Here is a 15590-nt window from a genome sequence, read left to right as displayed (position 1 = left end):
GATTCGATAATTCAGTCAATCACCAAATAACCAGATGCTGCGTTGGTGCTATCACCAGTAATGTCGATGCTCAATTTTGGAACATCATCAACACTGATTTCCAATTGAGAACCTACAGCGCCTGATGACATGAGATAATACATAACGTCTCCCGCCTGTGCTTTGGTCGTTACTCTCACTTCGGATGTTGTATCCCAATTTGCAATGGTGCCCGTTTCGTTCAGTCCTAATTCTATATGGTATTGCGGCACGGGAGGATGATGGGTTGCGACTACTACAGTGCGTTCAAAATCACTGATCTCATCGCAACCTATGATGATCATTGGTAAAATGACCATCATGGCTGATAAGTGCTTGAATTTCATGCTATTCGATGATGAATTTCAACGGTTTATGTCGCAAACCTTCAATACTGGTAAGTTGCAGAATGTACATTCCTGAACTCAATTTTTCTGTATTCAAACAGCTTCCGTCAAAACGTACAGATTCAATCAATTTACCATCTAAGCCAAATATGTCTGCTTGATTATTTCCGCTGACACTTAATCCTTTTACACACAATTGGGAAGAAGCTGGTTGTGGATAAACGGATACGGATTGAGATGGAGAATTATCATCAATTCCAACAGTTACCACAGGTGGAACGGAAGAGTAGGTGAACTGCTTTGGATTGCCGATACTATCGAAGGTATATTCTGCAATTGCAAGCATCTCTTCTTTGGCATGCCAAGAATATGTCACCGATGTGTCTACAGTGGTAGAAAGGACAGTCCACTGAGAAAACGCGAATAGCTTGTATTCCAGAATGTCGGTGGTGAAATCAACTGATTTGACACGCAACGCATCGTAAGTTCCAGTTGGTGTAATAAGTGTCCCGTAAGCATCTGTAGTGTCGTAAACATGTCCATTATGAGTGAGTTTCACTCTATTGACAGGAATTGGAGTAGGAATGCCTGCGCCATCTGCCTCGGTGATGAATGCATAAGTGTCATCAAAATGGCTTCCATATGTTCGTGGAAATTGGTGCAACAAGAGCGGGTCAGAAAATGGCGACTCAATCTGTTGTCCAGTCCCAAGAAGGTCGCCAGCCGCACCGGTAGTTGTCATCGAGTTGGCATCATGGGTGAAAAACAGGTATGAATCAGCACCACCTGTCATGGCATAATTAGAACTATTGAAAGTGCTAGAAAAGGATGTTGATGCAACTGTTACCACTGTAGTTGTGCTTGTCGTATCGTTTACAGCTGAAGAGAAATCCCACGTTTGACTCACACCTGCGCTTCCTGGTCCATATGTAGGTATCGTGTCTCCATAACGCGTGATCACATCGCCAACTTGAGTCAGATCAGAACTTAATAAGCTTATCTGGGCAGATCCAACTAAAGGATTCAATATTGAAATGGATACAAAAAGGGCTGGTAAAAGTTGCTTCATGGTTTAAGTGGGGTTGTTAGTATGCCGAAAATAGACTTTTCACGGTAATGTCCGTCAGTAAGCATTGAAAAATGCAATGCAAGCATTGGATGTGATATATTTACAACTATGAAAAGAATACTCCTACTCAGCATTATCCTCTCTTGTTCAACTTTGTTCTCAAAAGCACAGGGAACGCTGGTTGAGGATACCATTATTCAGCATCTCAATTTTAATCAGATCACTGACATTTTTGTTCAGAACGGTTTGCCCGTTGGACTTTTGCCAACCGATTATGAGGTAGATGTTCATCGCGTAATATACAACACGCCTGATGTTGATGGATCTCCGACAGTGGCTTCGGGTTTGATCTGCCTTCCAACAGGCGATACATGTCAAATGCCCATGATGACGTATTTGCATGGAACTAAAGTGAAGAAACAAGAGGCATTCTATTACTTGAGTGACGAATGGTCCTTAGGGGTTATTGTTGCTACTTCAGGTTACGCCATGTGTTTGCCGGATTATTTAGGTTTGGGCGCTGGACCTGGAATTCATCCATACCAGCATGCGCGTTCCGAGGCAACAGCTTCTGTGGATATTCTAAGAGCATGCCGTATCATTTGCGAGCAAGAAGAGAAAGAACTAAATGGGCAGCTGTTTATAGTTGGCTATTCGCAAGGAGGACATGCTGTAATGGCTACGCACAGAATGATTCAAGAGGAATTGTCGGAAGAATTTACTGTTACCGCATCTGCACCAGGAAGCGGCCCTTATGACATGTCAGGTGCTCAATTGGATATGGTTGCTTCATTTGATCCATATGCACAACCGGGCTATTTGCCTTATCTCATTCAATCCTATCAGCACGTTTATGGAAATCTTTACGATTCATTGCAGCAGATCTATGTTATGCCTTACGATGAAACGCTTCCTCCATTATTGGACGGAAATTCCAGTATGGGGCAACTCAATCAGGTAATGCCAACCGTTCCTCGTCTCATATTCCAGCAAGATTATCAGGATGCATTTTTCTCAGACACGCTTCATCCTGCATATGTGGCACTTAAGGATAATAATGTTTATGAATGGGTGCCAGAAGCTCCGGTAATGTTCAATTATTGCCGAAGTGATGAAGAAGTTTCATACCTGAATACAATTGTTGCTTCCGAATACATGATCGCCCATGGCGCAACTGACATTCAAGTGGTGGAAAGGGATACCGTTATAGGGCACTTTGAATGTGCACAGCCATCAATTCTGTTCTCAAAATTATGGTTTGATACCATGGCTGATATGTGTGGTTCAGGCGTTGGAATTGAATCTGTGGATGCGGCAGACAACGTCAGCATGTTTCCTAATCCGTGCACGGATAGAACGCTTCACTTTTCGAATAAGAGAAGTGTCGGTGTAAGTATCATGGATATTACAGGGAAAATCGTGTTTACGGAAAGAACAGTTAATCCTAATGGTGTTCTAAGTGTCGGCAACCTTCAACCCGGAATTTTCATCGTAGAACTCAGAGACGAAGACAAAAAGTTTGTGCAGCGGCTCATAGTGCAATAACCATCAACTTTCTTTTGGTGGCGTAACAATAGGAGCATTATCTCTCTTTACAGGAGTAACCGTTTGAAGAAAGCGATACAAGGCTTTCAAATCCGTGTCGTCCAATCTCGAATAAGGCCCCCAAGGCATTGGAGAGGCCATGTGAACACGACCACCGCGCATTCTGGCGATGAACTGTTCTTCACTCCAAGATGAAATAACTCCTGTTTCGGGGTCTGGTGTAAGGTTTGGCGTAACGAACTTCCAAAATTGTGTCGAGGCATCTTCAAAAACAGTTCCTCCAGCGTAAGGCTCACCTACGAAAGCGCCAGTTTTAAGATCCCTTTCTGTATGACATCCCATGCAGTTTGCAACTGCTTCACTTAGATACTTACCATATTCAATGGTAGAATCCCGCTTTATATAATCTGGTGGAGGGGATGATGGCTCTGATGCTTTTAACACAAATGTTCGAATTGCCTTTCCCAGAAAATTGTACTCGTGCTGTGGACGTACTTGTTTTACCGGCTTCAATGATCTCAGGTATGAGATGATGCTTTCAACATCATACTCGCTCATAGCAAAGAAGGGCATCAGTTCGAGGCATATCTGACCGTCATGTCTTACATTATGTCGAAGCATTCGATACAATTGGCCATCTCTGTAGCCGCCAATACCTGTTTCAACATCTGAAGTTATGTTGGGCGTAATAAGCGTCCCGATCGGAAGCTCAAATTCAAATCCACCTGTCATGTCCACTTCCAGGCCCTTTTCAACATCAGGCCAACTTTCGATGGGGGAATGGCAATGAGAGCAATGGGCAGGCCCAAGAGCGAGGTATTTTCCGTGAGCAATCTTGGCCGAGTCTGACTGAACTTGGATATCTGGAACTGGATATTCCGCTTCAACTGAGCGATTGAATTTCGCGTTGACATGATAATTTAAGCCAATTGCGGCAACAAAAATTACCGAGGTAATAACCAGAACGATACGTTTCATAAGTGGTTGGTTATAACGAAAATATAAAACTCATTGGATATTTGTAAAGTGGAAGACAAATAAACCTAGGTCAAAAAAATGCTTCGAATTGGGACAATGTCGTATCGGTTGTACATTCGTTACCTAACCATTAAGAGAACATGAAGCGAATATTTCTTCTATCACTATTCTGTCTGGCATATCTGATGGTGTCAGCACAATCTTCCGTGTTTATTCGGAACAGTACATGGCAGGATTTCGACTTAGAGGTTGGCCAGTCAGGCACACTTACCATGGATCAATCGGAGTGGAACGCGAGTGGTACACCAGTGAGAGGGTGGCTTGATAACACAGGTGAAGAAGTACTTACTGTGAATAGAACGAATTCTGCCATACCTGAAGGAGATACGGCTTATTTTGATGTTAACTTGAACGGAGACACGGATTTTTTAACGATCAAAATTCGTTTGATCGGAGTTGCTAACGGTTCAACCTTGGCTTATTCTGTTGCCGGAAATGGATTTTCTGAACCTTGGTTTGATGATGAGAATTTCCATGAGGTGCAGACAACACTGGCAGGTAAAGCCGTAGTGATCAAGTTCAAACCAGATAATGACGATACCAATTTGGATAGAGACATACGTTTTGCCATCCATGACCTTCCAGTATATGAGTTGGACGAGGCGGATTTTCAAAATCCGAATGTGCTGAATATCATGTACTACAACATTCAGATGATCTCGTTCGGGGTTTCGGGTATGCCACAAGCTAATGAAAGAGGGGGGTTGCTTCCAGCACAGATATCTGAATATCAGGATGTGGTGTCGTTTTGCGAAGCGTTTGACGATGGACCAAGAGTGGATCATCTTATTCCCGCAATGGAGGCCGCGGGCTTTCCTTACCGAACCGAAATTCTCAATGACCCGACCGGAATCATTCCGTTTCCGGTGAATGGTGGCGTGATCATTTTTAGCCGATGGCCTATTGAAACTGAAGATGAAATTGACTTTTCGCTCTGTGGTCAGGCCTCGTCAGATTGCTTATCGAACAAGGGGGTCAAATACGCGCGCATTAACAAACTTGGAAAACGATACCATGTTTTTGGTACGCACATGGATGCTGGTGGTGCCGCAGATGATCTTCTCGCAAAGCGGCAATCTTATCGCGAGCTCCGAGAGTTCATAGCCGACCTCAATATTCCTCAAAGCGAACCGGTTATATACGGAGGAGATTATAATACTTCGCCTAATCATGGAGATCTTTACACGGATATGCTTGATAGTTTAGCAACCATCCGACCGTTGCATATTGGGTTTTATGAGTCAAATTTTAGTGACGAATTCGGAAGAATAATTGACAACGCATGGGGAAATCAAGGTTATTTGCTTCCAACTACGATTACGAACGATATCATTACTATTCGAAGCCTTGATCCGGTCCTTTGGGATATTTCTGAATTCAGCGATCACAGATGTGCTCTAGGAAGGTTTGTTTATCCAGATATTTCTAAGTCAGGTGGAGATACACTTATTTGCCCAGGAGAAGATTTAATACTTTCAGTCAACACAAGTTATCCTGTTACTTATCAATGGCTGAAAGATGGCGTTGAATTGAACGGAGAAACGAACCCACAACTCCAATTTACTGGTGCGCTTGAATCTCAAAGTGGAAGCTATACCTGTGTGGTGAGTTACCAAATGGTATATGGAGATTGGGGAGATTCGCTGACCGCACTCTTTTATCCGAATGGCCCTGAAACGGTTGATGCAAACCTCCATTTTGAATTTGGCGAAATAGTGATTGACGAAGTTCTTTGCCATGTTGGGATAGACGAAGTTGAAGTCAATCAGTTAATTCTATATCCTAATCCAAGCAATGGTTTAGTCAATGTGAATGTTGGCGAGGAAATGAAAAACGCACAACTAACGGTTTACGCTGTCGATGGAAAGCAACTCTTATCCCTTGCCATTTCGAATTCAAACTTTAGCGTAGACCTTTCCAAATTTGATGCTGGATTGTATCTTTTTGAGCTTAGATCATCGAAAACCACCCTTCATCAACGATTGGTTGTTTATTGATTTCTGAATCCATTGTGTCAATCTATCATAAGCGAGGTAATTTAGCCTTGTGATAGATTGTACCATGCTGATAGAAATTGCTTCCATTCCAAGACCGCTTGCTTATGTGTTCATTCTACTTTTAGCGTTTCTGCTAACGCTATGGGTAAGACGGTTCATTCACAAGTTCGTAAGTGCCAGTTCCATCCATCTCAAAGTCGATCCGACCAAATACAATTTCATTAAGAATGCTGCTTCGCTGATCATATTCTCCTTAGCGGCATTCCTTATCATTTACTCGGTTCCTGAACTCAGGTCCTTAGGAACGACATTGCTGGCATCGGCAGGTATCGTAACGGCTGTTATCGCTTTTGCATCGCAAGCAGCATTATCCAATATTATCAGTGGTGTTTTTATCGTCATTTTCAAACCTTTCAGGGTTGATGACATGATCAGAATGGAAGGGGATAAGGCTGGTATTGTTGAAGATATCACGCTGAGGCACACGGTCATCAGAGACTTTCAAAACCAACGAATCATCGTACCCAACTCGGTCATTAGCGAGCAGACAATTGTGAACGCTCATATTGGTGATGAACGTATGAAACGTCAGATCTTCTTCAACATCAGTTACGATAGCAACATCGACAAAGCATTTATGATCATTGCAGAAGAAGCTGAAAAACATCCGCTTATTTATGACGGACGAACTGAAGAAGAGAAGAATGATGGTTGGCCACTTGTGAAATGTCGGGTCATTGGCTTTGGCGATTCTTCTGTGAATTTGAGAGCCGATGTTTGGTCTCGAACGCCAGAGGATTCATGGGAACTTTTCTGTGATCTGAACAAGAGTGTAAAAGAACGTTTTGACAAGGAGGGTATTGAAATCCCGTTCCCGTATCGGACCATTGTCTATAAATCTGATCTGAATAAGCATGACTAGGAAACGCAAGAATCATAAGCGGTCGTCAGATAAGGCTGGACTTCCGCCTGGAACGTTGGTTCTTGTTGGTAACCATCGTGATGAACCCGTTACCATCGAATTGATCGATTATTCGGGCGATACTTATCACGACTCGGAAATTTTGGACGTAACCAAACTGGAAGAATCGCTCAGCTCTTCCACTGTTTCGTGGGTAAACATTAATGGTATCCATAATACAGATGCTATTGCTGCCATCGGAAAGGTCTATAATATCCATAATCTGGTGCTGGAGGATATTCTCGATACGGACCATCGACCGAAGGTTGAACCATTTGAAGATTACGTGTTCTTCACCATGAAAATGATGTGGTTCAACGATGAGGATGAGCTCGAAAAAGAACAGATCAGTATTGTATTCGGAAAACCATATGTTCTTTGTTTCCAAGAGAAAAAGGGAGATATTTTCAATCCCATCAGAGAACGAATTCGCTCGGATTCCGGATTGATCCGCAGAAAAGGAAGCGATTATCTTGTTTACAGATTGATTGATAGTGTGGTAGATAACTATTTCATTATCATCGAAAAAATAGAAGAAAGGGTAGAGGATCTGGAAGAGGCGATCACAGCTGACGTTGACGCAGATCATATGAGAGCCATTCAGCACATGAAGAGGGAGATCATTACCCTGAAACGAGCGTTGCTACCTCTTCGCGAAGCGGTCAGCGGATTGGAAAAGAGGGTAAGTGACTTGGTGGAAAACGAGAATGAAAAGTACTTCCGAGATGTTTATGATCACCTCATTCAGATTGCCGATAATTTAGAATCCAATAGAGAAGTCCTGTCCGGATTGATGGAAATGCACTTGGCCAACCTCAGCAATCGAATGAATAACGTGATGAAGGTGCTGACCGTCATTGCTACGATCTTCATTCCGCTTACGTTCATAGCAGGCGTTTATGGCATGAACTTCGAAAATATGCCAGAACTCCATTGGAAATATGGCTACTACGCAGTTTGGGCTGCCATGATCGCCATCTTCATAACCATGTTAGCTTACTTCAGAAGGAAGAAATGGTTCTGATTCCTTGAATCAGTTAAAGACAACTATTCAGAGTACCAATCTGTAGCCTTATTCAATTCTACTTTGTAGAACTTGTTCGGGTCGCCCCAAACCACGAAATAGCCCACGTTATCCTTGATTCCGAGGCCAACACCACCACGAAGCGTTTGATCCCACATTTTAGCGCCTTCAAGGTCCAACTCTTCTGCGTTTACAGTAGAAATATATTGCATTGAAAATAGTAGGAGAGAAGCACTAAGGAGTAATGTGGAGCCACCAATGAAAGAAGCTAGAATACGCTGACTGATCTTGTCTGAGAACATGGATATCGTTTAGATTGACTAAATGTATGATTATAGCGTTTCAGAATCAGCATCGCTTTCAAATAAAAAGCCGCTAATTTTCTAATCTCCAGCCATTGGAACAACACCAATACCCAATAATTGAAGATTATTAAGCACAATGCCAGGCTTTTCGTAGTACATATCTGCATTTCCAAATCGTTTGTGCATCACATTGGTTCTGTTAGAGGCGAATAGAAAAACGTAGGGCTGATTATCGTAGATAAGCTTCTGTAATTTCTGTACGAGTGGAAATCTTTCGTCTTCGGTCATTGCAAACTTTATGGAGTCAATTAGGGCGTCACTTTCAGAATTTCCAAACCCTCCGTAATTCAAACCTTTGCTTGCCCACGATTCAGTATGCCATATCTGTGTAAAGTCTTCAGCAAAAGATGACCCTCCCCAAGCAGCAAGTGCAGCGTCAAAATCATGATTTCTTGATTTATCTTTTAGCACTGTGAACTCTAATTGAACAGGATTGCATTTAATTCCAGCCTCATAAAGTGATTCTGAGATCATCAACGCCATATCTTTCCAAGAATCACTGTTGCTCATATAAAGTAGATCAAATTCAAAATCAACTTTCTGTCCATCAATAAGTTTGTCTCGTATGTTGTCATTATCGCTATCAATCCAACCAGCTTCTGCTAATAGCTGTCTCGCAAACTCCAAGTCGTGATCAATGAGCCGAAGACTTTTGTTGAACGAGGTTTTTAACGGTGAAACAGGGCCGGGAATTCTACTTCGCATTCCCTGATACAGTACTTGGTTCATTTCATCATACTTAACTAAATGAGCTATGGCTCTTCTAACCGTTACATCTTCAAAAAACTTTTTATGTTTTATCCCATCGGGTCGAAGATTAAAACGTAGATGTGTGTAGTTAAATGTTGGTGTTGCCTGAGCGTGATAGTTTTCGATAAATGCTTCAGATTCTTTCAGCTTTGTAAATGCCGAACTGCTTAGTGCATTTGAGCCATCTAAGACCTGAGTTTTAAACTCTAAAATTTGAGAGTTCTCGTCAGTATTTAACTTGAATATTATCCTTTCAGGATATGCGGTTTCGTAAACTGATGGAGACGTCAACGTACTGGTCCAATGATTCGTTTTCCGAAGAAGAGAAAATGATTGTCCCGTTTTCCATTCCGAAAACTGATAGGCGCCTAGTCCTACAATTAGATTCGGATTTGTACCGTACTTATAATCATTGAATTCTGTGATCCAATTATTTAAGGCTGGGTTGTCTAAATCCAGTTCAGAGTTGTCAAATTCAGAAATAGTATAGCTACGCAAAATGTGGTTCGGATCCCAAAAAGATTCTTGCATCATTGGAAACTCCATCAGCATAGAGGTATTGTGCATATAATGCTTCTTCATCTTGAGTGTAAACTCTCTGGGATTGTCGGGGTTTAATTCAATTTCCTGAAGGTTTTCGATGAATGGTTTGCTGTGCGGATTATTGGTCAGAGGGCACCTATTAGCCTTTAAGGTAAAGACCACGTCATCTACAGAAAGTTGAGAACCGTCATCCCAAGTTGGTTCGTCTCGCAATTCATAGGTAAAATCCAGTTGATTCTCCGAAATGGTTGGCATCCTTTTTACAAGTGAGGGTTGAAGGCCATTCAGACTTACAAGGTCAGCTGTTAGAAGAAAACCATGAATGTAGTTATTTACGAACGAGCGATTTCCAGAATTCCCATTGGTAGGGTGCATATCATTTGGTTCGCCAATTACATGATATACGATGGTGTTTTCGGTAGACCAATCATCCAAGAAATCGTATTCTCGGGAATTTCCAATATAGGTTTTGTTGAGAACTTCAATCGTCTTAGCTGATATCGTATGCTGAAGAGTTGGTTCTTGGCATGAACACAGAAATGATAGACCAGAAACATAAGGAAACAGCTTGGCAAGTGTTTTCATGACCAAGTCTAATAAAAAAGCCCCAGAATCTGAGGCTTTCTTAATGTGATCCCGTCAGGATTCGAACCTGAGACCGTCTGCTTAGAAGGCAGATGCTCTATCCAGCTGAGCTACGAGACCTTTAAATAAAAATCAAAGGCCAACATGGTAAACCAAGTTGGCCTTTGTCGGGGTGGCAGGATTCGAACCTGCGACCTCCTGCTCCCAAAGCAGGCGCGATAACCGGGCTACGCTACACCCCGAAAAATTGGCATTCAGTACTTGCAATCGTACTTGGGAGGCCATCCCAATAACTTGTGGCGGAGAGGGGGGGATTCGAACCCCCGGTACCGATTTCTCAGTACGACAGTTTAGCAAACTGTTGGTTTCAGCCACTCACCCACCTCTCCAATGTGTAAAGAACCTACTTCTGCAAGGTGCTCATACACCTTTTTGAGAGCGGGCTGCAAAAGTATAAATAGTTTTATTTCTTGCAACAGTTGTTTTTATTGAATTTCATGTGAATTCTTTGAGGGTAGTTAGTTGCTCATTCCTACATGCTAACTATTAGCTAATGTTATATTTGCACCCTTCATCAAATTAGACTCTCTTATGAACTTGAAACACAACGGAAATGCATTTGTAGGACTAGCCATTATAGGCGGTTCAATTCTTGGCCTCACCTCATGCGGAGGCGGTTCGGAAAATGATTCAGCTTCCAACGCTGACAACAAAATCGCAGAAGTTGGTGAACTTACTTACGTTGAAGTTCCTGATGCTACGGAGTTCAAACCAGATTGGTCTACTGAAAATACGGTCGTGTTTCACGTGATAGGGGAGCCGGATGATATGCATCCGACCAATGGTAACTCAGCCACGAGGTCATTCTTAAATAGCTACACGCAGCATTTTGTGGTTGGAAGCGACCTTATTGAATTGAAAGGCGGGAGACCAGATGTAATCAAAGCCATGCCTGAAGTATCGGAAGATGAACTTTCGTTCACTTATGAATTGAGAGACGAACCAACTTGGGATGATGGAACTCAATTGACTGTTGAGGATGTGATCTTCACATTCAAGGCCAACAAGTGCCCGCTCACAAATAATCCACATTCAAAACCATACGTAGAGAATTTGGAGGACATCATCAAGGATCCAAGCAATCCGCGAAAGTTTACCTTGAAGATGAAGAAGAAATACATTCAGAACATCGTGTTTCTTACCGATTACCCATTGCTACAAGAAACCTATTGGGATCCAAATAAAACGATGCGCAAGTACACGTTTGCGCAGTTCGATGAGCCAAATTTCAATTCTGATTCTAAAGGTGATCTGAATGAGTGGGCGACAGAATTCAACGATGCTAAGTACAGCCGAAAACCAGAATTCTTGGTTGGAATGGGGCCGTACAGATGGGCAGAGTGGAAGCCAGGACAATCTTATACATTGGTGAGAAAAGAAAATCATTGGACTCAGAAATTGACCGATCCAACGGCCTATGAAACTGCGTATCCAGCGAAGATCATTTTCAAGAACAACACTGATCCTAACTCGCAGGCATTGGAGTTCAAAACACAAGCATTGGATGCATCCACATTCTTGTCTACCAAAAAAATGTTGGAGCTTCAGGAAGATCCAATATTTAATGAGAACTATCATTCTCGATTTACCAATACCTACAACTATTCTTACATGGCATTTAATTGCCGCCCAGATGGTGTGGAGCACAAAAAGTTCTTCGATGACAAACGTGTTCGTAGAGCTGTTGCCATGCTGATATCGGTTGATGAGATGAATATTGTACTGAACAATGGTAAGAACAAGCGAATGGTAGGCCCAGTATCTCCACTTAAAAAGGAGTACAACAGCGACCTTCCTTTGATTGAAAGAGACTTGGAAGGCGCCAAGAAATTGTTGGAAGAAGCAGGTTGGGTAGATTCAGATGGAGACAATGTCCGCGATAAAATGATTGACGGACAAAAGGTGAATTTTGATTTTGACCTTGCTTACATGACCACTCAGGTGACATGGAGAGATCAGGCACAAATGATTTCAGAAGCGTTGTATGAGGCAGGTTTGAAATGCAACATCACTCCGTTGGATTTCGCAATTCTTTATGACAATGCTAGAAATCACAAATTCGATGCAATGCTTGCAGCTTGGGCAGGTTCGTCTGTACCAGAAGATTTCACACAGATCTGGCACACAGAATCTTGGGCTTCTAAAGGTTCAAACTTTACTGGTTTCGGTAATGCAGAAAGCGATGCCTTGATTGATTCTGTGAAGCACGTGCTTGATATGGACGTTCGTATTCCAATGGTTAAGCAACTGCAAGCAATGATCTACGAGGAACAACCTTATGTGTTCTTCTTTTCGTCTACCAACAGGGTTGCCATTCACAAACGTTTCGGAAATGCTGATATGTATTTCGAGCGTCCAGGTGTAATCATCAGTAATTTTAAATTGTTGAATGGAGGTGGAGCTTCAACTCCAACTGCAGCAGCAAATTAAGGTCATTCCAGTAGCTTCATGCTTAAATACGTCTTTCGTAGAGTTCTCGTCTTTATTCCAACGCTGATCGCCATCACCCTTTTGGGTTTTGTGATCATGGTTTCTGCCCCTGGTGATCCTGTGGAACGGATGGTGGTTGCTGCCCAAGCTGGTGGTGAGATCGGTTCTCAGACCTCCAATCAGTTAGAACAAAAGAAATTCTGGAGTAGAAAACTCGGCTTGGACCTGCCCATTTTCTATGTCAGTTTGAATTCGTTGGCGCAGAGCGATACGCTGTATCGCATCTACGACAATAATGAACAGGAATCGCTTTCTCGATTGACCAACCAATACGGAAACTGGCCAGCCATCAGCGATTATTTTTCGGCAATTTCAGCATTACATAATGCTCATTCCAAATTGAAGATCGATAGTTCAACAGCCTTTGGCTTTGATCTTGGCCAATTCAAAGAAGATGTGAATACGAGCTTTTTCGAGTCTTCTAGTCTCAAAGCATCTTATAGTTTGGTGGTTATCGAATCCAAGTTCGAACGATTGGAAGAGCTGTACGCTAAACCTTACATGGCTCCGTTGAAAGATGAGTTTGATATTGCGAGAGCCAAGTTTGAAGCCGTGCAGGAAACTGCGACACCTTGGAAGAAATACGTTCCGGTTCTGAACTTCTATTCTAAAAACCAATATCACCGTTGGATTTTCGGTGATGGAAATTGGTTGACAGGAAAAGGAGCCGAATTCACAAGAGGAATTATCCGTGGAGATTTTGGAACTTCTTACACGACCAAAATGCCTATTCAAGAAGTGATCGGCATCAAGATCTTTTGGTCATTCTTCTTCAGTATGATCTCTGTGTTTCTCGCTTATGTGGTAAGTATTCCTCTTGGAGTTCAGGCCGCAGTACACAAAGACAGCACTTTCGACCGTGTAACCACGGTTCTTCTATTTATCCTTTATTCGCTGCCTAATTTCTTTGCAGCTACGGTATTGTTGATGTGGTTTGCCAATCCAGATGTATTCCATTGGTTCCCAGCGTCAGGCGTAGAACCTGTTCGTGGGTTTGCCCAAGATGCTGGATTCTTTGAAAAGTGGGCAGATCGATTACCATTTCTCGTTTTGCCGATCATATCCTACACCTACAGTTCGTTTGCATTCCTATCGCGTCTAATGCGCGTTTCGATGCTTGAAATTGTCAATCAGGATTACATCAGAACGGCCCGTGCCAAAGGATTGACAGAACGAGTTGTGATTTACAAGCATGCTTTGCGAAATGGTCTATTGCCGATCATCACGGTGTTTGCCAATATTTTCCCGGTAGCAATTGGTGGTTCGGTCATCTTGGAGGTGATCTTTACCATTCCTGGTATGGGAGGCGAATCTTACAATGCCATTGTGAATCAGAATTACCCGATGTTGATTGCCATTTTTACCATTACGGGCGTCTTGACGCTTGTCGGTTATTTGGTTTCCGACATTCTTTATGCAGTTGCTGACCCACGTATTAGTTTTTCAAAATAGATGAGCAGTTCGAAGGACAATACACAATTCAGTTTCAGGCAATATGCTTGGTCTCAGTTCAAGAAGAACAAACCAGCTTATTATTCGCTTTGGATCTTAGGAACATTGGCGGTGATTGCGCTTTTGGCACCTGTCATCTCCAACGATCAGCCGCTTTATGCCAAGTATCATGGCGAGTCGCTTTTTCCGGCATTCTCTACTCAGAATACCTACGAGATAAAGAAAGCAGATGGTTCTGTTGAAAACGTTCAGTTGGATATTGCCAAGTGGAAGCAGATGGACCTCGAGTCTGTTATTTGGGCACCGATACCTTACGCTCCGAGTAAGTCAGACTTTCTGAATTCCGATTATAAGGCGCCATCTGGAAAGCAGTTCTTTAAGGATAAAACAGGTGCATTAGTAGATATGCCAGGACGTTTCCGCCATCTACTAGGAACGAATAAGAAAGGCGAAGACGTGCTTTCAGGACTTATTCATGCTACGCGTATTTCGTTGACGATCGGCATTCTTTCCATGGGAATAGCCACCTTGATCGGATTGGTTTTGGGTTCATTTGCCGGGTATTTCGGAGATGCGAAACTGAGAACTTCCAGAGGTCAATTTTGGACCTTCATTCTAGGTTTGGTACTGGCCTATTATTACGCATTCATGATCCGTGCGGATATTCTTGCTGATGCTATTGGAACCTCTGGCGGAGCCATTTTGCTTCAATTGGTACTCAGCTTAGCCATTTTTGTTGGTATTACAGCTGCTTTCTATTATATCGGAAAGGTTCTAGGAAAACTGCCGATACTGAACACGCAGACCAATATCCCTGCTGATTCCATCATTTTGAGGGTGATTGAAATATTGATCTCCATCCCAAGGTTGATCCTGATCATTTCCATTGCTGCGGTTGCCAAACCGAGCCTTGTGAACCTTATGCTCATTATCGGATTGACCAGCTGGACCGGAATTGCACGCATCACGCGGGCAGAATTCCTCAAGATCAAGAACTTGGAGTACATCGCTGCAGGTCAGTCATTGGGCTTTAGCGAGGCACGCGTCATCTTTCGGCACGCCTTGCCAAACGGAGTAGCACCAGCCTTTGTTCAGGTGGCCTTCGGTATAGCATCTGCCATTCTTATCGAATCGGGTCTTTCGTTCCTCGGTATCGGAGTGCCTGCCGATGTGGTTACTTGGGGTTCATTGCTCAGTTCTGGTCGTGAGGCATTCCAAGCTTGGTGGTTGGTCATCTTCCCAGGTTGCGCCATCTTCCTAACGGTAACGGTCTATAACCTTTTAGGTGAGGGTATTCGCGATGCGCTGGATCCACGTTTGAAAACCTAAGATTTTTATTGTTTGCG

At 42.8% G+C, this 15590-nt stretch carries 12 protein-coding genes and 3 tRNA genes; 7 read left to right on the top strand and 8 right to left on the bottom strand.

Annotated elements, in window-relative coordinates:
• Nucleotides 1–11: 11 nt before the first annotated feature.
• Complete coding sequence (locus K9J17_11465) at nucleotides 12–365, bottom strand: hypothetical protein (GenBank protein ID MCF8277340.1); 354 nt, start codon at nucleotides 363–365, stop codon at nucleotides 12–14.
• A gap of 1 nt (nucleotide 366) precedes the next feature.
• Nucleotides 367–1434 carry a T9SS type A sorting domain-containing protein gene (locus K9J17_11460; GenBank protein MCF8277339.1) on the bottom strand — a complete coding sequence of 356 codons (1068 nt, stop codon included), beginning with the start codon at nucleotides 1432–1434 and terminating at the stop codon, nucleotides 367–369.
• A 108-nt stretch (nucleotides 1435–1542) separates the two neighbouring features.
• On the opposite strand from K9J17_11460, the gene K9J17_11455 reads away from it, so the two are divergent.
• On the top strand, nucleotides 1543–2979 hold the full coding sequence (locus K9J17_11455; protein ID MCF8277338.1) for a T9SS type A sorting domain-containing protein: 1437 nt from the start codon (nucleotides 1543–1545) through the stop codon (nucleotides 2977–2979).
• Nucleotides 2980–2982: 3 nt separating this feature from the next.
• Here K9J17_11455 and K9J17_11450 read toward each other — a convergent pair whose 3' ends face one another.
• Nucleotides 2983–3957, bottom strand: coding sequence for a hypothetical protein (locus tag K9J17_11450; GenBank protein MCF8277337.1), 975 nt, complete (start codon nucleotides 3955–3957; stop codon nucleotides 2983–2985).
• Between the two features lie 140 nt (nucleotides 3958–4097).
• On the opposite strand from K9J17_11450, the gene K9J17_11445 reads away from it, so the two are divergent.
• The 3 genes from K9J17_11445 (at nucleotide 4098) to corA (ending at nucleotide 7999) form a co-directional block, all read left to right on the top strand.
• A complete protein-coding gene (locus K9J17_11445; protein ID MCF8277336.1) occupies nucleotides 4098–6014 on the top strand; it encodes a T9SS type A sorting domain-containing protein in 1917 nt (638 codons plus the stop codon).
• A gap of 64 nt (nucleotides 6015–6078) precedes the next feature.
• Entirely contained in the window at nucleotides 6079–6936 is an 858-nt protein-coding gene (locus K9J17_11440) for a mechanosensitive ion channel family protein (protein MCF8277335.1), read from the top strand.
• Complete coding sequence (gene corA / locus K9J17_11435; GenBank protein ID MCF8277334.1) at nucleotides 6929–7999, top strand: magnesium/cobalt transporter CorA; 1071 nt, start codon at nucleotides 6929–6931, stop codon at nucleotides 7997–7999. Before K9J17_11440 ends, corA begins: the two co-directional genes overlap by 8 nt.
• Before the next feature lie 23 nt (nucleotides 8000–8022).
• Here corA and K9J17_11430 read toward each other — a convergent pair whose 3' ends face one another.
• The 5 genes from K9J17_11430 to K9J17_11410 form a co-directional block, all read right to left on the bottom strand.
• Nucleotides 8023–8301, bottom strand: a complete 279-nt coding sequence (locus K9J17_11430) for a hypothetical protein (protein ID MCF8277333.1) — start codon at nucleotides 8299–8301, stop codon at nucleotides 8023–8025.
• 81 nt (nucleotides 8302–8382) lie between these two features.
• Nucleotides 8383–10242, bottom strand: coding sequence for a hypothetical protein (locus tag K9J17_11425; GenBank protein ID MCF8277332.1), 1860 nt, complete (start codon nucleotides 10240–10242; stop codon nucleotides 8383–8385).
• Between the two features lie 46 nt (nucleotides 10243–10288).
• Nucleotides 10289–10362, bottom strand: a tRNA-Arg gene (locus tag K9J17_11420).
• A gap of 47 nt (nucleotides 10363–10409) precedes the next feature.
• Nucleotides 10410–10484 (bottom strand) — tRNA-Pro (locus K9J17_11415).
• A 55-nt stretch (nucleotides 10485–10539) separates the two neighbouring features.
• Nucleotides 10540–10631 (bottom strand) — tRNA-Ser (locus tag K9J17_11410).
• A gap of 202 nt (nucleotides 10632–10833) precedes the next feature.
• Here K9J17_11410 and K9J17_11405 point away from each other — a divergent pair.
• Genes K9J17_11405 through K9J17_11395 form a run of 3 tightly spaced genes read left to right on the top strand, consistent with a single transcriptional unit; the run spans nucleotide 10834 to nucleotide 15573 of the window.
• Nucleotides 10834–12732: a hypothetical protein gene (locus tag K9J17_11405; GenBank protein MCF8277331.1), complete on the top strand. Its 1899-nt coding sequence runs from the start codon at nucleotides 10834–10836 to the stop codon at nucleotides 12730–12732.
• Between the two features lie 18 nt (nucleotides 12733–12750).
• Nucleotides 12751–14244, top strand: a complete 1494-nt coding sequence (locus tag K9J17_11400) for an ABC transporter permease (protein ID MCF8277330.1) — start codon at nucleotides 12751–12753, stop codon at nucleotides 14242–14244.
• Entirely contained in the window at nucleotides 14245–15573 is a 1329-nt protein-coding gene (locus K9J17_11395; protein MCF8277329.1) for an ABC transporter permease, read from the top strand.
• The last annotated feature ends 17 nt before the right edge of the window (nucleotides 15574–15590 follow it).

The organism is Flavobacteriales bacterium (assembly GCA_021739695.1).
In the GTDB taxonomy this organism is placed as follows: Bacteria; Bacteroidota; Bacteroidia; order UBA10329; family UBA10329; genus UBA10329.
The sequence above is the reverse complement of the archived record's forward strand: the minus strand, read 5'-3'. Positions and strand labels throughout refer to the sequence as shown.